At 71.1% G+C, this 17,110-nt stretch carries 16 protein-coding genes and 5 tRNA genes; 9 read left to right on the top strand and 12 right to left on the bottom strand.

The annotated features are described in order from the left end of the window. Positions 1-78 precede the first annotated feature (78 nt). Entirely contained in the window at positions 79-1,371 is a 1,293-nt protein-coding gene (locus tag AB0J93_RS03010) for an extracellular solute-binding protein (protein ID WP_363917509.1), read from the bottom strand. Between the two features lie 251 nt (positions 1,372-1,622). Here AB0J93_RS03010 and AB0J93_RS03005 point away from each other — a divergent pair, with 251 nt between their 5' ends. From AB0J93_RS03005 to AB0J93_RS02995, 3 genes are all read left to right on the top strand, one after another. Beyond that, positions 1,623-3,245, top strand: coding sequence for a glycoside hydrolase family 43 protein (locus AB0J93_RS03005; RefSeq protein WP_363917507.1), 1,623 nt, complete (start codon positions 1,623-1,625; stop codon positions 3,243-3,245). Between the two features lie 403 nt (positions 3,246-3,648). Continuing rightward, positions 3,649-4,842 (top strand): endo-1,4-beta-xylanase, encoded by a 1,194-nt coding sequence (locus AB0J93_RS03000; protein WP_363917505.1) that lies wholly within the window; start codon positions 3,649-3,651, stop codon positions 4,840-4,842. Positions 4,843-4,937: 95 nt separating this feature from the next. Further along, positions 4,938-5,606, top strand: coding sequence for a polysaccharide deacetylase family protein (locus tag AB0J93_RS02995; protein WP_363917503.1), 669 nt, complete (start codon positions 4,938-4,940; stop codon positions 5,604-5,606). Positions 5,607-5,718: 112 nt separating this feature from the next. Here the strand turns inward: AB0J93_RS02995 and AB0J93_RS02990 are convergent, their stop codons facing one another. After that, positions 5,719-6,789 carry a saccharopine dehydrogenase NADP-binding domain-containing protein gene (locus tag AB0J93_RS02990; RefSeq protein ID WP_363917501.1) on the bottom strand — a complete coding sequence of 357 codons (1,071 nt, stop codon included), beginning with the start codon at positions 6,787-6,789 and terminating at the stop codon, positions 5,719-5,721. Positions 6,790-6,895: 106 nt separating this feature from the next. On the opposite strand from AB0J93_RS02990, the gene AB0J93_RS02985 reads away from it, so the two are divergent. Beyond that, complete coding sequence (locus AB0J93_RS02985; protein ID WP_363917499.1) at positions 6,896-7,843, top strand: helix-turn-helix domain-containing protein; 948 nt, start codon at positions 6,896-6,898, stop codon at positions 7,841-7,843. Positions 7,844-7,900: 57 nt separating this feature from the next. Here the strand turns inward: AB0J93_RS02985 and AB0J93_RS02980 are convergent. Then, positions 7,901-7,975: transfer RNA gene (locus AB0J93_RS02980), tRNA-Val, on the bottom strand. A gap of 40 nt (positions 7,976-8,015) precedes the next feature. Next, positions 8,016-8,088 (bottom strand) — tRNA-Gly (locus AB0J93_RS02975). A 153-nt stretch (positions 8,089-8,241) separates the two neighbouring features. Here AB0J93_RS02975 and AB0J93_RS02970 point away from each other — a divergent pair. Next, entirely contained in the window at positions 8,242-8,487 is a 246-nt protein-coding gene (locus tag AB0J93_RS02970) for a DUF6458 family protein (protein WP_363917497.1), read from the top strand. Between the two features lie 84 nt (positions 8,488-8,571). On the opposite strand, the gene AB0J93_RS02965 is transcribed toward AB0J93_RS02970, so the two are convergent. From AB0J93_RS02965 to AB0J93_RS02945, 5 genes are all read right to left on the bottom strand, one after another. Next, positions 8,572-9,792, bottom strand: a complete 1,221-nt coding sequence (locus AB0J93_RS02965) for an FAD-dependent monooxygenase (RefSeq protein ID WP_363917495.1) — start codon at positions 9,790-9,792, stop codon at positions 8,572-8,574. Beyond that, positions 9,789-10,385: a PadR family transcriptional regulator gene (locus AB0J93_RS02960; protein ID WP_363917493.1), complete on the bottom strand. Its 597-nt coding sequence runs from the start codon at positions 10,383-10,385 to the stop codon at positions 9,789-9,791. Before AB0J93_RS02960 ends, AB0J93_RS02965 begins: the two co-directional genes overlap by 4 nt. 135 nt (positions 10,386-10,520) lie before the next feature. Then, a tRNA-Val gene (locus tag AB0J93_RS02955) sits at positions 10,521-10,595 on the bottom strand. A 15-nt stretch (positions 10,596-10,610) separates the two neighbouring features. Beyond that, positions 10,611-10,681: transfer RNA gene (locus tag AB0J93_RS02950), tRNA-Cys, on the bottom strand. A 34-nt stretch (positions 10,682-10,715) separates the two neighbouring features. Beyond that, positions 10,716-10,788 (bottom strand) — tRNA-Gly (locus AB0J93_RS02945). A gap of 175 nt (positions 10,789-10,963) precedes the next feature. Here AB0J93_RS02945 and AB0J93_RS02940 point away from each other — a divergent pair. Next, positions 10,964-11,566 carry a TetR/AcrR family transcriptional regulator gene (locus tag AB0J93_RS02940; protein WP_210939633.1) on the top strand — a complete coding sequence of 201 codons (603 nt, stop codon included), beginning with the start codon at positions 10,964-10,966 and terminating at the stop codon, positions 11,564-11,566. A gap of 87 nt (positions 11,567-11,653) precedes the next feature. After that, on the top strand, positions 11,654-12,229 hold the full coding sequence (locus tag AB0J93_RS02935; protein ID WP_363917491.1) for a TIGR03086 family metal-binding protein: 576 nt from the start codon (positions 11,654-11,656) through the stop codon (positions 12,227-12,229). A gap of 57 nt (positions 12,230-12,286) precedes the next feature. Here the strand turns inward: AB0J93_RS02935 and AB0J93_RS02930 are convergent, their stop codons facing one another. Then, the gene (locus AB0J93_RS02930) at positions 12,287-13,189 is read right to left on the bottom strand and encodes a hypothetical protein (RefSeq protein ID WP_363917489.1); all 903 of its coding nucleotides are present in this window, start codon (positions 13,187-13,189) and stop codon (positions 12,287-12,289) included. Positions 13,190-13,365: 176 nt separating this feature from the next. Between AB0J93_RS02930 and AB0J93_RS02925 the strand changes: the two genes are divergently transcribed. Together AB0J93_RS02925 and AB0J93_RS02920 are read left to right on the top strand one after the other, a co-directional pair. Beyond that, positions 13,366-14,034, top strand: a complete 669-nt coding sequence (locus AB0J93_RS02925) for a 50S ribosomal protein L11 methyltransferase (RefSeq protein ID WP_363917487.1) — start codon at positions 13,366-13,368, stop codon at positions 14,032-14,034. 42 nt (positions 14,035-14,076) lie between these two features. Further along, on the top strand, positions 14,077-15,231 hold the full coding sequence (locus AB0J93_RS02920; RefSeq protein ID WP_363917713.1) for a cytochrome P450: 1,155 nt from the start codon (positions 14,077-14,079) through the stop codon (positions 15,229-15,231). Positions 15,232-15,244: 13 nt separating this feature from the next. Here the strand turns inward: AB0J93_RS02920 and bioD are convergent, their stop codons facing one another. After that, entirely contained in the window at positions 15,245-15,982 is a 738-nt protein-coding gene (gene bioD, locus AB0J93_RS02915) for a dethiobiotin synthase (protein WP_363917485.1), read from the bottom strand. After that, a complete protein-coding gene (locus AB0J93_RS02910) occupies positions 15,970-17,106 on the bottom strand; it encodes an 8-amino-7-oxononanoate synthase (RefSeq protein ID WP_363917483.1) in 1,137 nt (378 codons plus the stop codon). Before AB0J93_RS02910 ends, bioD begins: the two co-directional genes overlap by 13 nt. Positions 17,107-17,110: the final 4 nt, after the last annotated feature.

The following is a 17,110-nucleotide window of genomic DNA, read 5'->3' as shown; positions in this document are numbered from 1 at the left end:
TCCCTCGACGCCGCCGGCGGTAGCGCCGACGGGCTGACGTACGGCGACGGCGCGGTGCCCGAGCGCCGGCGACACCCGCTACTGCTTCTTCGCGACCCTGGTGATGTCCTTGACAATCTCGTCCGGCCGCTTCGTGCCGGCGATCAGCTGGGCCACACTCTCGTTTACCTGCTGACCCACCGCCGGTGGGTACGCCTGGTCGAGGTAGAGCTGGAAGCCGGTCGCGATGCCCAGGTTCGCCGCCACGACCTGGTTGTTGAGGTCCTTGATCCCGCCGACCGCGGCCTGGTTGGTGGGCAGTACCGCGCCGGTCTGCGCGGCCCGGCGCTGGTTCCTCGCCTGGAGCAGCGTCCGCAGGAACTCCACGGTTGCGGGCGGTGCGTCGCGGCCGACCACGAAGCCGTTACCGCCACCGAACGCGTCGGTGGCCGAGCCCTTGCCGTCCTCGACGGCCGGGAAGGGGAAGAAGGCGAGCCGGTCACCGAGGCCGCGCTTGCTGGTCGAGGAGGACGCCTGCACCGACGGCGCCCACTGGCCCATCAGCTCCATGGCAGCTTCCTCGTTGCCCATCGTCGCGGCCTGCCCGGTCTCGGACCCGTACTCCGCGCGCAGGTAGCCCTTCTGGAACGGCTGCATGTCGACCAGTTCCCGGAGGCGTTCACCGGCGGCGACGAAGACCGGCGTGTTGAAGTTCCGGTCCTCGGCCGCGCGCTGCAGCGCCTCGAGACCGCCGATCCGCATCGCCAGGTACGCCCAGTAGTAGTGCCCGGGCCACTTGTCCTTGCCGCCGAGCGCGATCGGGGCGATGTTGACGGCCTTGAGCTTGGTGACAACCTCCAGCAGTTCGCCCCAGGTCTTCGGCGGCGTCTCGATGTTGGCCTTGGCGAAGTGGTCCCGGTTGTACCAGAAGCCGACCATGCCGATGTCGAACGGAATGCCGTAGATCTTGTCGTTCACCGTGTACGGCTGCAACGAGGCGGGCAGCAGCTGACCGATCCAACCCTGGACCTCGCTGGTGATGTCCTTGACGAGGCCGGCCTCGACCTGCTGCTGGAGTGCCCCGCCGCCCCACGACTGGAACAGGTCCGGTGGCATCGCCGCCTCGACCGCACCGTTCAGCTTCGTCTTGAACGCCTCGACCTCCAACGGCTGCACCTCGACGGTGACGTGGGTGTGCGCGTTCTCGTACTGCCGTGCCAGATCAGCCCAGACGCTGAGCATCGGCTCGGCGTCCTGGACGTGCCACCATCTGATCTTCTGCGGGCTCGCGGAAGCGCCGCCGTCCCCATCCCCGCAGGCGCCGAGCAGGAGTGCGCCGGCACCAGCGCCGGCCAACCCCAGCAGCGACCGGCGGGAGAGGTGCGATGTCATGGTTCATCCCTTCGGGAGGCGTAGTACGCGGAGGGAACACCACCGCGCTCGGCGGCGGCCATGAAAACGGGATCGCAAGTTTCGCTTCGATACCGGTATTTTCGACGTGATGGCCGGCACGTTACGACGGCTTTGCGTCGCCGGTCAAGGGGGTGTCGCGAGCCGACGCGAGCCGATACCGTGAGCGCAATCTTGGCACTTCCGGAGTATTTCCGGGAATAAACCGGGATCGTGACCTGAAGGAGTCGAACATGTCGACCGAGATCGCAGACGTGGCTATCGCCCGGTCGATCCGCAACCCCGTCCTCACCGGCTTCCATCCGGATCCGTCGATCCTGCGGGTCGACGACGACTACTATCTGGCTACCTCCACCTTCGAGTGGTATCCCGGTGTGCGGGTGCACCACTCGAAGGACCTCGTCCACTGGCGGGAGCTCGGCGGGATCATCACCGAACGACGCCTGCTCGACCTGCGCGGCTGCGGCGACTCCAACGGGATCTGGGCGCCCGACCTCACGTACCACGACGGACTGTTCCACCTGGTCTACAGCGACGTCGCCAGCTTCGCCAGCGGTTACTGGGACGCCCAGAACTTCCTCACCACCGCGCCGACCATCACGGGACCGTGGTCGGACCCGGTGCGGCTGCACTCGCACGGCTTCGACGCCGCGCTGTTCCACGACGACGACGGCACCTCCTGGCTGCTGGCGATGAGTGCTGACTGGCGGCCTGGGCGCGACCGCTTCGGCGGCATCGAGATTCAGCAGTATGACCCGGCCCGACGGCAACTGGTCGGCCGACCCCGGATCATCTTCACCGGCACCGAGGTAGGTCTGACCGAGGGACCACACCTCTACCGGCACGACGGCTGGTACTGGCTGGTCACCGCCGAGGGCGGCACCAGTTGGGAGCACCAGGTCACCGTGGCCCGGTCGCGGGACCTGTTCGGACCGTACGAGGTGGACCCGGCCGGGCCCCTGCTCACCTCGGTCGGTCGCCCGGAGCTGACGTTGCAGAAGGCCGGTCACGGCAGTCTGGTCCGTACCCAGCGTGGTGAGTGGTACCTGGCCCACCTGGTGGCTCGCCCCTACACTCCGCTCGGCAACTGCGTCCTCGGGCGGGAAACCGCAATACAGAAGGTCGACTGGTCGCCGGGAGGCTGGCCGTGCGTGTCCGGCCGGGTTCCGGCCGACGAGATCCCCGCCCCGGACCTGCCGGCCCACCCGTGGCCCGACGAGCCGGCCACCGACCACTTCGACGCTCCCCAGCTGGGTGCCGGCTGGTCGACCCTGCGGCGACCGGCGACCGACGACTGGATCGATTTGCGCTCCCGCCCGTCGTACCTGCGGGTGCACGGTGGCCAGTCCCCCGTCGGTAAGCAGACGCCGAGCCTGGTGGCGCGGCCGGTGGGTGCGGTCCGTTGCTCGCTGGAGACCGTCGTCGAGTTCGACCCGGGCGACCACCGGCACCTGGCGGGCATCACCGGCTACTACAACACCGAGAACTGGCACCACCTCTACCTGACCCGGGCCGACGACGGACGCTCCGTGCTGGAGCTGCTCAGCTGCGACGGCGGCCACCGCACCGCGTACCCGCAACTGACCGTCGACACGGGTGGTCGGCTGCGGGTGGGGCTGCGGGTCACCTTCGACGGCCCGGTGCTGCACTTCGCGTACGACCTCGGTGACGGTTGGCGGCGACTGCCGGTGGAACTGGATGCCACCATCCTCTCGGACGAACACGCGGCCCGGATCGTCGACGGTGAGCCAGCGGCCTGGGGCTTCACCGGCGCCCTGCTCGGCCTCTGGGTGCAGGACATCGGCGGCGACGGGCGTTACGCCGACTTCGACCACGCCACCTATCTCGAGCACTGATCCGCATCGGTGGGCGGCGCACGCCGTCCGACCGACCCGCTGCCGGCGGGCCCTCGACCCGGGCCGGCTCGACCCCGTCCACGGAACCCGCGGGAGCGAGCCGGCCCGGCCCCTTCCACAGCGGCGACGGGGCCCTTGGATCCGGAAGTTTCCGGTTGTAAACCGGACGTTCCAGCAGTGCACAGGGCCCACTTCCGGAATTTTTCGTGGTTGACTGCGGCCATCGATGGCCCTAACGTTTCGGCCAAGTTACCGATCGACATCCGGAAAAATATCGGCGCCCTCCGCGACCACGAGACACGTCCGGTCACGGCGCCACGTTCCGCTGCCAACCTGCTCAGCACCGGCCCTAGCCTGCACTTCATGATCGACATTTGTCGATTGAAGATCGAGAGGAATGCAGATGAAGTTGAGACGGTGGATGGCCGTCGGTGCGGTCGCCGTCGCGACCGCGACGGCATTGAACATGGTGCCGGCCACGGCCGGCCGGCCGTACGACCCGACCGCACAGACCCTGGGCGCACTCGGCCTGCGCCACGGCCTGCACATCGGCACCGCGGTCAGCGCGGACGCCCTCAACGACACCGCCGACCCGGAATACCGCAAGATCACCGCATCCGAGTTCGTCTCGGTCACCGCCGAGAACGCCATGAAGTGGGAGAGCCTCGAACCCACCCGCGGCACCTACAACTGGGAGCCGGCCGACCAGCTCGTCAACTTCGCCAAGCGCAACCGCCAGAGCGTACGAGGTCACGTGCTCGTCTGGCACAACCAGCTGCCGCAGTGGCTGACCGAAGGGGTCGCCGACGGCTCGATCAGCAAGCAGGAGCTGCGCGAGCTGCTGCGCAAGCACATCACCACGGTGGTCAAGCGCTACAAGGGCAAGATCTGGCAGTGGGACGTCGTCAACGAGGCGGTCAGCGACCCCTGGGACACTCCGCCCACCCTGCACTACAAGGGTTTCTGGGCCGAGAACCTCGGGCCCGGCTACCTCGCTGACGCGTTCCGGTGGGCCCGCGCCGCCGACCCCAAGGCACTGCTGTTCTACAACGACTACAACATCGAGGCGTTCGGCTCGGGCAACCCGGCCGACGACAAGACCCAGTTCGTCTACGACATGGTCAAGCGGCTGCGCGCCCAGGGCGTACCGATCGACGGCGTCGGCGCACAGGGCCACCTCGGCACCCAGTACGGCAACTTCAACACCTTCCAGGTGACCGAGGCGCTGAAGAAGTTCACCTCGCTCGGGGTGGCGACCGCGTTCACCGAGGTGGACGTCCGTAGCCAGATGACCGAGGCGGTTCAGGCCGGCAACACCGAGGAGATCAACCCCAGGTTGCAGGCGTCGGCCGCCAACCACAGCGTGCTGATGAAGGCCTGCCTGGCCGTCCGCAGCTGCCTCTCGTACACCGTCTGGGGCTTCAGCGACAAGCACTCCTGGGTGCCGGGCTGGTTCGACGACCCGCCCGAGGGCCTGGCCACCATCATGGACGAGAACTACCAGCCCAAGCTGGCCTACCACGAGATCAAGTCCGACCTGATCCTCGCCGGCCCGCCGTACGTCCTGCCCCGCATCGCACCCAAGCCCCGCCGCTGATCCTCGTCACGGCGGGCGGACCAGCCATCCACCACCAGCGGGCCGGGTGGGGCGCTCGGCGCCCCACCCGGCCCACCCAGCGGAAGGTCCGACCGATGTCGTCCACCACGCAGCCCCTGCATCCCCCGCGTGCCGTGTCCAGGCTGGGCCTCGGACCGCCGCCGGTACGGCCCACCGAGGTGATCGGCACCGAGCGGGTCATGTGCCTCACCTTCGACGACGGACCGCACCCGGAGCACACCCCGCACCTGCTCGACATCTTGGCCGCCCACGACGTCCGGGCGGTCTTCTTCCTTCAGGGCGACCGTGTCATCGAGCATCCCGGGCTGGTACGCCGGATCGTCGAGGCCGGGCACGCGCTGGGCAACCACAGCATGCACCACGACGACATGGGCTCCTGGACCGCCGGCCGGATCGCCTCGGACCTGCTGGAGACCAACGCGGTCATCCGGCACGCCGTCCCGCACGTCCGGGTCCCCTACTTCCGGGCACCGTACGGCGCCTGGGGCCAGACGCCCAGCGTGGCCACGGCGCTCGGGATGCGACCGATGGGCTGGCGGCTCGCCGTGACGGACTGGGAACCGCCCGGCACTGACGAGCTGCTGCGGCGCCTCATCGAGGGCGTCGCACCGGGCGCGGTGGTGCTGCTGCACGACGGCGGCGGCGACCGCAGCCAGACCGTCGACGCCGTCGACCGGGCCATCCCCGCACTGCACGCGGACGGTTGGCGTTTCGCGCTACCCACCAGCGCGGACGGGCGCTGACCGCATCCGCCCGCGACCGTCCGCCTGGCCGGCCTGCCCGGCACCGCCTGACCGCTGCGCGGATCACCGCAGCTGATCCGGACCTGCGCCCACCAGCGAAAGTTTGCCCGGATCACCGTAGGTGATCCGGGCCGAAGCCCGCCAGCGCGGATTCGCGCGGGACATGCAGCGAGAGGTCCGGGGACAGGGCGGCGAGGAAGTCCGGTGCGTCGAAGGCCGCGCCCGCCGAGGCGACACCGACGGTCCTGGTCCGGCCGGTGAGGATGCGGTCGACGGCCTCAACCGCGAGCGGCGCGCTGATCGCGTAGATGTCCCGACCGGTCGCCGCCAGGCGTCGTTGCGTACCGCCGGCTCGGACGAGCACGTCGACGACGAAGGTCTGCGCGGATCGGCCGCGCTCATCGACAGCGGTCGGCGCCGACGCGTCCGCGGCGGACAGGTCCGCCGCTGCCGTGGCCGCCATGTAGGTGCACACCCGTGGGACGGCCAGGTGGCTGGGCACGGTGACGACGTCGGCCATCGTGAAGTCCCCGATGACGCGTTGCGAGCCGAGCGGAGCCGGGAACGGCCACTCCAGAGTCGACAGCGCGTCATCGTGGTACTCCAGCTTCCCGCTGGTGTAGCGGACCCGGCGGCGACCTCGTCGCTGTGCCGACACCGCGCCCGAGGCGCGGGTTCCGGCGGTGGGTCGCCAACTGGTCAGACCGTAGGCGATGTGCGCCTCGTCCGCCGCCGCCCAGTCGTCCATGACGGTGGTGACCAGCAGGTCGCCGAGACCGCCGAAGAACGCCATCGCCGGGACCACCACGACGCCCGCGGCGCGGGCCGGCGCCGCGAAGTGCCGGAACGTGTCGAGGTTCGCCTCGATCTCCGCCGCCACGTCGACGTACGGGATGCCGGCGCGCAGCGCCGCCGCCACCAGCGCGGCGGCGGTGGAGGCGAACGGCCCGGCACAGTTGATCACAGCGGTCGCGCCGCGCAGCGCACGGTCGAGGGAGGCCGGATCGTCGACCGCCGCCTGTCGCGTTTCCAGCCCCGGTCGGGTCCGCGCCAGCGCCAGCAGCTTGTCCTCGTCACGACCGAGCAGCAGCGGCAGGTAGCCGCGCTCGCACAACTCCGCGACCACGAACCTGCCGGTGTGCCCGTACGCGCCGAACACCGCCACCGCTGCACTTGATCCCATGCCTGCTCCCTGCTCGCCGCTCGATGTGATCTTCTGGGCATGACTCTGCCGGGGCTGGGAAGGCGGGGCGAGTGTCTGGAACGACACGACCCGTACAATTTCCGACATGAGCGCTGCCCCGCACTCCGTCGCGATCGCCGCCACCGACGGAATGCTCCACTTCGAACTGGCGCTGGCCTACGAGGTCTTCGGCTCCGCACCGGACGCCGTGCCCGGCCCCTGGTACGACGTCCGCGTGTGCGGCACGCACCCCGTCCACGTCGGCCGGTTCCGGCTGGAGCCGGACCACGGGCTCGACCGGTTGGCGGACGCCGACACCGTGATCGTTCCCGCCCTGGCGGACGTCGACGAGGAGCCGCCCATCGACCTGGTCGAGGCGGTGCGTACGGCGCACGAATCGGGTGCGCGGGTGGTCTCCCTCTGCACGGGCGTGTTCGTGCTCGCCGCCGCCGGCCTGCTGGACGGGCTGCGGGCGACGACGCACTGGGCCCACACCACTGCCCTGGCCGCGCGCTATCCGCGGGTGACCGTCGACCCGGACGTGCTCTACGTCGACAACGGCTCGGTGCTCACCTCGGCTGGCAAGGCCGCGGCGATGGACCTGTGCCTGCACCTGGTCCGCCGTGATCACGGCCCGGCGACCGCCAACGTGGTCGCGCGTCGCCTGGTCGTGCCACCCCACCGGGCCGGTGGTCAGGCCCAGTTCGTCAGCACACCGGTGCCCGCCCAGGACGGTCATCCCCTGACCGAACTGCTCCCCTGGGTGATGCACCGACTGGATCAACCGCTCACCGTCGAGGATCTGGCCCGCCGGGCGAACCTCAGCTCCCGTCAGCTGGCCCGCCACTTCCGCTCGGTGACCGGCACCACTCCGCTCCAGTGGCTGCTCACGCAGCGGATCCGCCGCGCGCAGGAACTGCTGGAAGGCACCGACGACAGCATCGACACCATCGCCTCGGCCGCCGGCATGGGCACGGCGACGACGTTACGCCGGCATTTTCACCGCACGATCGGGGTACCGCCGGACACCTACCGGCGTACCTTCCGAGTCTGAGCCGTGCCCCCCGCGCGGAAACCGCGTCTTCGCAGCTCAACGGTGTTGCGCCATAGATGGTGGGCGATACTGGGTTTGAACCAGTGACCTCTTCCGTGTCAAGGAAGCGCGCTCCCACTGCGCCAATCGCCCGTGGTGAACCGGCGACACCCGCGGGTGTGGCCGGACCGCGAGCGGACGACGGGATTCGAACCCGCGACCCTCACCTTGGCAAGGTGATGCGCTACCAGCTGCGCTACGTCCGCCTGCTCCCGTCATGCGCCGGGAACGGGCCAACTGTACCCGATGGCAAGATCGCCGGGGGCGCCGCCCCGGCACGACCGTGATTGCGCCGCTCATCCCCCGGGTACAGACCTCTCCCGACAGCACACCGCACCCCCCGGACAAAGGAGGCTGTCATGGGAATCGGCACCAGCATCTTTCTGTTGGCGCTCGGCGCCATCCTCACCTTCGCGGTAAACGCCAGCGTCGGCGGGCTCGACCTGGACGTGGTCGGCTGGATCCTGATGGCCGCCGGCGTGCTCGGCCTGATCCTGACGACGCTCGTCTGGGGCCGCCGTCGCCAGACGGTCGCCACCACGACGGAGGAGCCGGTGGAATACCGCCGGGTCGAGGAGCGTCGGGACGTCGCGCCGCCGATGTGACCGGTAGGGCGGTGGCGGTCACCGGAGGGTGGCCGCCACCGCCGCCACGCGTCGACGGCCTGGCGGCGGGCGCAGCTCGTCGGCTCAGGAGGAGCCGGCGGCCAGTTCCGTGGCGACCGGCTCGTCCCAGTCGATCCGGTAGCGCTGCTCCGGGCCGAGCGTCCGCTCCGGGTCGAGAAAGGTACGCAACGCCAGCGGCATCATGAATCGCATCATCCGCTTCGCGATCGGGCCGACCGTCTTGGTGGAGGTCGTCTGCCGACCCCGCCGGAGGACCTTCTCGACCCGCCCACGGCGCAGCCGCTCGTACGCGTCGAAGGCGGCCGGCACGTCGGGGTGGTCCCGCAGGCAGCGGGCCAACTGCACGGCGCTCTCCACGGCCAGTGACGCGCCCTGGCCGGAACTCGGTGACGGCGCGTGCACCGCGTCACCCACAAGCACCATCCGACCGCTGTGCCAGCGCGGCACCGACGGCATGCTCTCGATCGATCCGATGGCCACCAGGTCGTCCGGCTCGGTGTGGGCGAGCACCTGCCGGGCCGGCACGTCGTCGGCGAACACCTCGCGGAGCCGGTGCAACCACTGCGGCCTCGGGACCCGGCTCGCCTCGGCGTAGCTGGTCGGCCGGCGGTCCGGAACGTTTGCGAACCAGGCGGTGCGGCCGTCGGGCTGCACCCAGTAGCCGAAGAAGGCCCGGGATCCGAAGACGAAGTACATCGCCTCCGGATCGGCGTCGGGCACCGCGTACCGGGCCGCGCCGCCGAGGTTCAGCAGCGGCAGCACCTGCGGCGCGGGTGCCTGCGGGTCGATAAGCGTACGCACCCGGGAGCGGATGCCGTCCGCGCCGACAAGCAGGTCGGCGCTGGCCGTGGAGCCGTCGGCGAATCGGGCGAGCACGCCGTCACCGCGCTGCTCGGCGTCGACCAGCCGCTTGTCGTACCGGATGCGCACGCCCTGCGCCTCGGCCCGTTCGCGCAGCACCCGGGCCAGGTCGTCGCGCCACAGCCCGAGCGTGACCGGTTCCACCGCCACGTGCGGGAAGGCGCCGATGCGACCCCCGCGACCGTCGGTGACCACGGTCCGTCGCATGGGCAGGCCGACGCCCTCGACGGACCGCTCGGCGTCGACCGAGCGCAACGCGGCCAGCCCGTTGGGTGCCATGGTCAGGGTGACCCCGCTCCCCTCGGCCGGCGACGGGTACGCCTCGTGGACGGTGGCCTCGATCCCGGCGCGGCGTAGCGCCATCGCGGTCACCGGACCGGCTATCCCGCCACCGATCACCAGCGCGGTTCGGACGGCTGTCATGCGCGACCCCCCATGGTCTCCTGCCAGGACTTCGCATAGTCCGGCTGCTTGAGTGACTCGATCAGCTCGGTGACGAACCGGCGCTCCGCCTCCAGCAGCGCGAGCGCGTACTGCTCCTCGACCAGGAAGATCCACGCGACGCCGTCGGCGCGGGCCTCGTCCATGGTCGTGCGGGTCTCCTCGATCCGGCCGGCCAACGCCGCCGACCGGCGACGCAGCACCTCGACCGCCTCGTCGGGCGGGAGCAGGCTGAGCAACGACAGCGCGACGGCGAAGTGCGGATATTCCTCGCGGGGCTGGGCGAGCAGGGAGCGCAGCCAGTCGTGCACCTCGTGCCGGCCCTCTTCGGTGATCGCGTACACCGTGCGCTCGGGCCGGGCGCTGTCCCGGACCGTCTCCTGCGCGGTGACGAAACCGGCTCGGGCGAGCTGCTCGATGACCATGTAGAGCGAGCTGCGGGTGTAACGGATGTGCCGGTCCTTGCCGGTCTGCTTGAGTCGTCGGCCCAGCTCGTAGGGGTGCATCGGCTCCCACAACAACCAGGCCAGCACGGCCAGGGCCAGTGGGTTGGGCACTCTCCGACGTCGCTCCACCACAGCTCCTTTAGTCAGTGCTGACTATGCAGGACTGACCAATGAGCGTCAACCCGCTTTCGACGGGTGCGACGGAGACATGCGAAAGGCCCGCTACCGGATCTCCGGTAACGGGCCTTCAACTGTTGGATCTACTGGTGGGCGATACTGGGTTTGAACCAGTGACCTCTTCCGTGTCAAGGAAGCGCGCTCCCACTGCGCCAATCGCCCTTGCTGTTCTTACCGAGGTGGGGACGGGATTTGAACCCGCGTACACGGCTTTGCAGGCCGTTGCCTCGCCTCTCGGCCACCCCACCGAGGTTGCCCCCGTCACGCGTGGCGGCAGCTCCGAGCGGACGACGGGACTCGAACCCGCGACCCTCACCTTGGCAAGGTGATGCGCTACCAACTGCGCTACGTCCGCACGCCCCGGGTGTACCCGGTGACGGATGAGAACTCTAGCCGAGCGGTGGAACGGATGCCAAATCGGGCTCCCGTCCCGGCGAGTCCGGAACTGTCCGGCTTCCGACTGTCGTAAGCAGGATCAACAGGGGTTTGGTGACCGGCCGTATCCAACTCAATCGGATACGGTGACGGGCGTGACGAGACGTGCGGCGGAAATCCGCCTGGATGCCCTGCTGCGCACCGCATGTGACGTGATCGGGCAGCGCGGGTTGGCGAACACCCGCACGGCTGACGTGGCGCAGGCCGCCGGCGTGAGCCAGGCGCTGGTCTTCTACCACTTTGCCACGAAGGAACGGTTGCTCGCCCAGGCCTTCGCGTACGCCGTCGAGCAGGATCTGGCCCGGCTCGACGCGGTCACCCGTTCCAGCGCCCCGCCGCTGACCAAGCTCCGCCGCATCCTGCGCCTCTACACTCCGGCCGGGCGCGCCACCTCCTGGTCCATGTGGATCGACGGCTGGGCGGAGTCCCTGCGTACCCCCGAGTTGGAGAAGGTCTCCCGCAAGCTGGACCTGCGCTGGCGGCAGGATCTCGCCACGGTGATCGCCGACGGGGTCCGGGAAGGCAGCTTCGTCTGCGCCGACCCGGCCGGCGCCGCCTGGCGGATCAGCGCCGTGATGGACGGCCTGGCGGTGCAACTCGCGGTGCACGACCGGGTGATCTCCCGTCGGCAGTTCGCCGAGTGGGTGCGCCTGGTGACCGCCCGCGAGTTGGGACTGGATCCCGAACAGTTGGATTAGCCGCACCGGCGGCCGGCCGGATCCGAGGGTTACCGGCGCCACCGAATCCGGCGGGTTACCCGAGCCACCGGCGGGAACAAAGGCGGCATGGAGCTGCTGAAGACGTACCGGCGCAGCCTGGCCGAGTTCACCGACCGGGTGGAACAGGTGCACCCCGGACAATGGTCGGCCGCCACCCCCTGCCCCGGCTGGGACGTCCGCACACTTGTCAACCATGTGGTCAGCGAGGAACGTTGGAGCGTGCCGCTGCTCGCCGGACGCACCATCGACGAGGTCGGTGACCGCTACGACGGTGACCAGCTCGGTGCCGACCCGATCAAGGTCGCCCGTGAGGCCGCGGCGCAGGCCGAGGTCGCCGCGACCAGTCCGGGCACCCTGGACCGGACCGTGCACCTGTCGGCCGGTGCCACCTCCGCCGAGGAGTACCTGCACCAGATGCTTGCCGAACACCTCGTACACGGCTGGGACCTGGCGGTGGCGATCGGCGCGGACCCGACGATGGACGCCGACGCGGTCGCCGAGGCGGCCCGCTGGTACTCCCGCCACGTCGAGGACTACCGGCGCAACGGGCTCGTCGAACCCGAGATCGAGTTGCCCGCCGGGGCCGGCGAACAGGACCGCCTCCTGGCCGCCTTCGGCCGCGACCCCGACTGGGCCCCGTGACGTGACCCGACGCCACGGTGGGGCGGACGGATTCCGTCCGCCCCACCGTGGCCCAGGTCAACTCAGGTAACCGCCGTCGCGGGGTACCGTCCGCCACCGGCTCCGCGGGTCCGACCGCCGTTCCCAACGACCGGGCGCCGGACCACCGGCATCGACCACGGCCTCGGGCTCACGGGTCAGCTGCCGCAACCGCAGCAGCAGGCCCACCCCGAGGAAGAGCAGCAGACCGCCGAGAAGGAAAGCCACCTCGGTCAGACCGAGCCCGCTGCCCGTCTGGTTACCGGCCGCGTCGGCGTCCGGCGGGTCGGCCGCCCCACCCGCGTACCCCGCGTCATCGGCGGGATCGCTCTCCTCCTCGGTCGGATCCACCGTCGGCACCTCGACCGGCTCCTCCGTCGGGTCGACCGTCGGCACCTGCGACGGAGTGGGTGACGCAGTCGTGGGGCGGGCTTCCACACCCCGACCCACCACCTCGCGGGTCGCCGTCTGACGGGACAGCAACCGCAGGTTCCGGTCGTACGCCTCAGCGGCGAGGCTCACCTGTCCCCGGTCGACGTCCCGGGCGAACGCGATCCGGTACTGCGCGGTGACCGTACGCCCCGGGCAGAGCGTGCCCGGGTCGAGCTGGCGGTCGGTCAGCCGTGCCGCGTCACCCTCGGTACGCACCTCCACCGGGAACGAACCGGTCTCCTCGATCCGATCCACCCGCACCTGGTCCAGTCGCAACCCCTGCACACCCAGCACCAGGGACCAGCGCACCTTGATGCAGTCACCCTGGTCGTCGCGGGACACCACGGCGGAGACCGTCGCCACCCGCCCACCGGCGGTGAACTGGTCCGGCAGGCCGCCGAGTTCGGTGGCGAACGCCGCGTGCGCCGGCGCGGCCATGGCGAAGTCCACCCCGGTGAGACATGCCAGCGCCACCCCGATCCGTAGCGTGTAACGCCACAGCCTCTTCACGATCCGTCCTCCCGTTGGTCGCCTCCATTCGCAACGCTAGGAGCGCGGGAGGCCACCCGGTAGACGGGCGTGTTCGCACGTACCGTGAAGCGAGATGCCCGATTTCACCTACGGTATTGAACCGGTCACGGATCACCCGCGACACGCCGGGCGCGGTGACGGTGGACAATCACCGGATGTCCGCCCTCTCCGCCGCTTTCGTCCGGCTGCATGCCCGGCTCGCCCCCGTCGCCTTCGTACCCGAGGTGCGGCTGCACCAGGCGGACGAGCCGATCGGGTTGTGGGAGCTGACCGAGGGCGAGTTCCGCAGCGACCGACCGCCACCGTTCTGGGCCTTCGCCTGGGCGGGCGGCCAGGGCCTGGCGCGCTACGTCACCGACCACCCGGAGACCGTCGCCGGCCGCCGGGTACTCGACCTGGCCTCCGGCTCCGGCCTGGTGGCCATCGCCGCCGCCCGGGCCGGCGCGGCCGGCGTCCGCGCCGTGGAGGTCGACGAACTTGCCGTCGCGGCCGTCGCGCTCAACGCCGAGGCCAACGGGGTACGCGTCGACGCCGAACTCGGCGACATCCTCGACGGCGACGCGGGCGACGCCGAGGTGATCCTGGCCGGCGACGTCTTCTACAGCGAGGCGATGGCCAACCGGGTGCTGCGGTTCCTGCTGCGTGCCACCCGAGCCGGCGCGTCGGTGCTGGTCGGCGACCCGGGACGGGCCTTCCTGCCCCGGGAACGCTTCGACGAACTCGCCGCCTACGACGTGCCGGTCAGCGAGGCGCTGGAGAGCGTACGGGTGAAGCGCACCACGGTGTGGCGGTTGCGCGCCGGGCGGCCGGAGGCGGCCGACTAGCGTGACGCCGTGCTGTTCCGCAGCTGGGAGCAGGTCCCGACGGTGCCCGCAGATGCCGGGGCCGGCGTCGCCCACTGGCCCGAGGTGGCCCGGGTCGCCGACCACGTGGGCGTCGAGCACCTGCTGGTGACCCGGCACGCCCTGGTCCGGCAGGTGCTCACCGACCCCACGACGTTCCGACCCGACAACGCGCTGGACGCGGTCACCCCGCTGCCGGTGGCCGCGCTGCGGCTGCTCGCCGCCCACCGGTTCCGGCTACCGCCGACCCTTGCCAACAACGGCGGTGCCAGTCACCCGCAGATCCGTGCCCTGGTCGCGGACGCCCTGCACCCGACCCGGGTGGCCGCCCAACGGGACTGGCTGGCCACGCTGGTCCGGCAGCGGGTGGCCGAACTGACCGCCACCCTGGACACCGGCACACCTGTCGACCTGCACGCGGGCCTCGCCGCCGACCTGCCGCTGCTGGTCCTGGCCCGGCTGGTCGACCTGCCCGACGCTCCCGTCGCGGCGGTGAAGGAGTTCGCCCGCGCGGCACTGGAACTCTTCTGGGCGCCGCTGGACGCCGACCGGCAGCAGTTGCTCGCCGTCGAGGTGGGCCGTTTCCACCGGCTGCTGCGGGAGTTCGCGGCCACCGGCGACGGCCTGGCCGGAGCCCTGCGGGCCGCCGGGCATCCACCCGACGTGGTCGTCGGCGCACTGTTCTTCCTACTGGTCGCCGGCCAGGAGACCACCTCGCAGTTCCTCACCCTGCTGCTGCACCGGCTCACCGGTGAGCCGGCGGTACTCGCCGGGCTGCGCGACGGATCCGTGTCGGTAGCCGACGTGGTCGAGGAGGGGCTGCGGCTGGAACCGCCTATCGTCACCTGGCGGCGGGTCGCCGCCGTGGACACCACGCTGGGCGGGACGGTGGTGCGGGCGGGTACCAGTGTGGTCTTGTGGCTGGCCCGGGCCGGACGGGACCCGGAGGTCGTGCAGTCGCCGGACGAGTTCCGCCCGGGGCAGCGCGGGTCGCGCCGGCATCTGGCCTTCGGGGCGGGCGTGCACCGCTGCGTCGGCGACCAACTCGCCCGGATGGAAGCCACCACGCTGGTGACCGAGGCCGCACCGATGCTGACCGGGGTAAGCGTGGTGCGGCCGCCCCACTATCCCGACAACCTCACCTTCCGGATGCCCGACACCTTCGTCGTCCGCCGCTGACCGGCACCGTGGTTCAGGTGGTCTCGTCGGCCCAGGCCCTCCAGTCGTCGAGCACGCCGTACAGGGCCGGGGTGAGCCAGCCCGGCGCGGAGCGCCGGAACACTCCCGGGTCCATCGAACCGGCCCCGGTCGGCAGCGCGCCGAGCAGGTTCGGCAGCAGGTCGCTGAGGTTGGCCCAGTGCACCAGCTCGGGTTCGGCCGGCCAGGCGCCGATCACCACTCCGGCCGGCACGGCCCGCCGGTCCAGTGCCTCCAGGGTGAGCGCGGTGTGGTTGAGGGTGCCCAGACCGGCACGGGCCACCACCACCGCCGGAGCGCCAAGCGACACGGCCAGGTCGGCGACGGTCCACGGCTCCCCCGACGGCCGCAGTCCCATCGGTACGAGCAGTCCGCCGGCCCCCTCGACCAGCACCAGGTCGTGCTTGTCCGCCTCTTCCCGCACCGCGTCGACCGCGTTGTACAGCTCAAGCGGTGGCAGTTCGGCCACCCGGGCGGCGGCCAGCGGCGCGAGTGGGTCCGGAAAACTGGCAAGCGTACGCCCGGTCATCGGGGCGGCCAGCCGGGTGACCACCTCGACGTCACCGGGTTCGCCGGTGGCCGTACCGGTCTGGCCGGGTTTGATCACCGCGACCCGCAACCCGGCCGCCTGCGCCGCGGCCGCGATCGCCGCGGTCACCACCGTCTTGCCGACCTCGGTGTCGGTGCCGGTGACCAGCACCGGTCCGCGCCACTGATCCGTCATGGCGCACATTCCACGATGACCTCCAGGGCGTGTTCGAAGTCCGCTCGCGGCACCCCGGCGCTGACGGTCAGTCGCAGCCTCGACCGGCTGTCCGGGGTGGACGGCGGGCGGAAACAGCCGACCGCCACCCCTCGGTCCCGGCAGGCGGCGGCCCATGCCGTCGCCGCCTCCGGGCCCGGTGCGGTGACCGAGACGACGGCGGCGTCGGCAGCGGACACGTCCAGGCCGGCGGCGCGCAGCCGACCCACCGCGAGGCCGGCCCGTTCGGCCAGTTCGGCGCGCAGGCCGGCACCGGAGCGGGTCAGCCCGACGGCGGCCTGCACCCCGGCCGCCACCACGGGCGGCAGTGCGGTGTCGTAGATGAAGGTCCGGGCGGTCTCCACCAGGTGCCGGACGAACTCGGCCGGGCCGGCCACCACGCCACCGGCCCCGCCGAGTGCCTTGGACAGGGTCGCGGTGACCACCACGTCGGGTTCGCCGGTAAGCCCGGCCTCGGCGACCGCGCCGGCACCGTCCGGACCGACCACGCCCAGCGCGTGTGCGTCGTCGACGAGCAGCAACGCGCCGTGTTCGCGGGCGGTGGCGTGCAGCCGCGCCAACGGGGCGAGGTCACCGTCGACGGAGAAGACCGACTCGGTGACCACCACCGCCGGTCGGCCCGGGGCGGCGGCGAGGGCGGCGGCGACCGCCGTCACGTCGGCGTGCGGGGTCACCACCGTCTCCGCACCGGAGATCCGGCAGCCGTCGATCAGGGAGGCGTGGTTGTGTGCGTCGGAGATCAGCAGCGTACGGGGGCGCACCAGCGCGCGGACCGCACCGAGGTTGGCCAGGTACCCGGAGGAGAAGACAAGGGCCCGATCGGTGCCGAGCCAGCCGGCGAGCGTCTCCTCCAACGTGTGGTGGGCGTCGGTGGAGCCACGAACCAGCCTCGATCCGGTCGCACCCAACCCGTACGCGGCCAACGCCCGCGTCGCGGCGGCGACCACCTCGGGGTGCGCGGCCAGACCCAGGTAGTCGTTGCCGGCCAGGTCGACCACGCCGTCGGCGGCGGCGCGCGGATGCAGTCGGCGGGTCAGTCCCGCCTTCGCTCGCAGCTCGGCGCGGCGGTCCAGTGCCGCCAGCCAGTCCGCCACCGCC

It is taken from the genome of Micromonospora sp. NPDC049374 (assembly GCF_040677165.1).
Lineage (GTDB): Bacteria > Actinomycetota > Actinomycetes > Mycobacteriales > Micromonosporaceae > Micromonospora.
Note: the sequence above shows the minus strand (reverse complement) of the source record. Positions and strands in the feature narration are given on the sequence as shown.

What these genes read in the sequence shown, in the direction of transcription:
- AB0J93_RS03010 (WP_363917509.1), bottom strand. Translation starts at nt 1,371, where the DNA reads ATGACATCGCACCTCTCCCGCCGGTCGCTGCTGGGGTTGGCCGGCGCT.
- AB0J93_RS03005 (WP_363917507.1), top strand. Translation starts at nt 1,623, where the DNA reads ATGTCGACCGAGATCGCAGACGTGGCTATCGCCCGGTCGATCCGCAAC.
- AB0J93_RS03000 (WP_363917505.1), top strand. Translation starts at nt 3,649, where the DNA reads ATGAAGTTGAGACGGTGGATGGCCGTCGGTGCGGTCGCCGTCGCGACC.
- AB0J93_RS02995 (WP_363917503.1), top strand. Translation starts at nt 4,938, where the DNA reads ATGTCGTCCACCACGCAGCCCCTGCATCCCCCGCGTGCCGTGTCCAGG.
- AB0J93_RS02990 (WP_363917501.1), bottom strand. Translation starts at nt 6,789, where the DNA reads ATGGGATCAAGTGCAGCGGTGGCGGTGTTCGGCGCGTACGGGCACACC.
- AB0J93_RS02985 (WP_363917499.1), top strand. Translation starts at nt 6,896, where the DNA reads ATGAGCGCTGCCCCGCACTCCGTCGCGATCGCCGCCACCGACGGAATG.
- AB0J93_RS02970 (WP_363917497.1), top strand. Translation starts at nt 8,242, where the DNA reads ATGGGAATCGGCACCAGCATCTTTCTGTTGGCGCTCGGCGCCATCCTC.
- AB0J93_RS02965 (WP_363917495.1), bottom strand. Translation starts at nt 9,792, where the DNA reads ATGACAGCCGTCCGAACCGCGCTGGTGATCGGTGGCGGGATAGCCGGT.
- AB0J93_RS02935 (WP_363917491.1), top strand. Translation starts at nt 11,654, where the DNA reads ATGGAGCTGCTGAAGACGTACCGGCGCAGCCTGGCCGAGTTCACCGAC.
- AB0J93_RS02925 (WP_363917487.1), top strand. Translation starts at nt 13,366, where the DNA reads ATGTCCGCCCTCTCCGCCGCTTTCGTCCGGCTGCATGCCCGGCTCGCC.
- bioD (WP_363917485.1), bottom strand. Translation starts at nt 15,982, where the DNA reads ATGTGCGCCATGACGGATCAGTGGCGCGGACCGGTGCTGGTCACCGGC.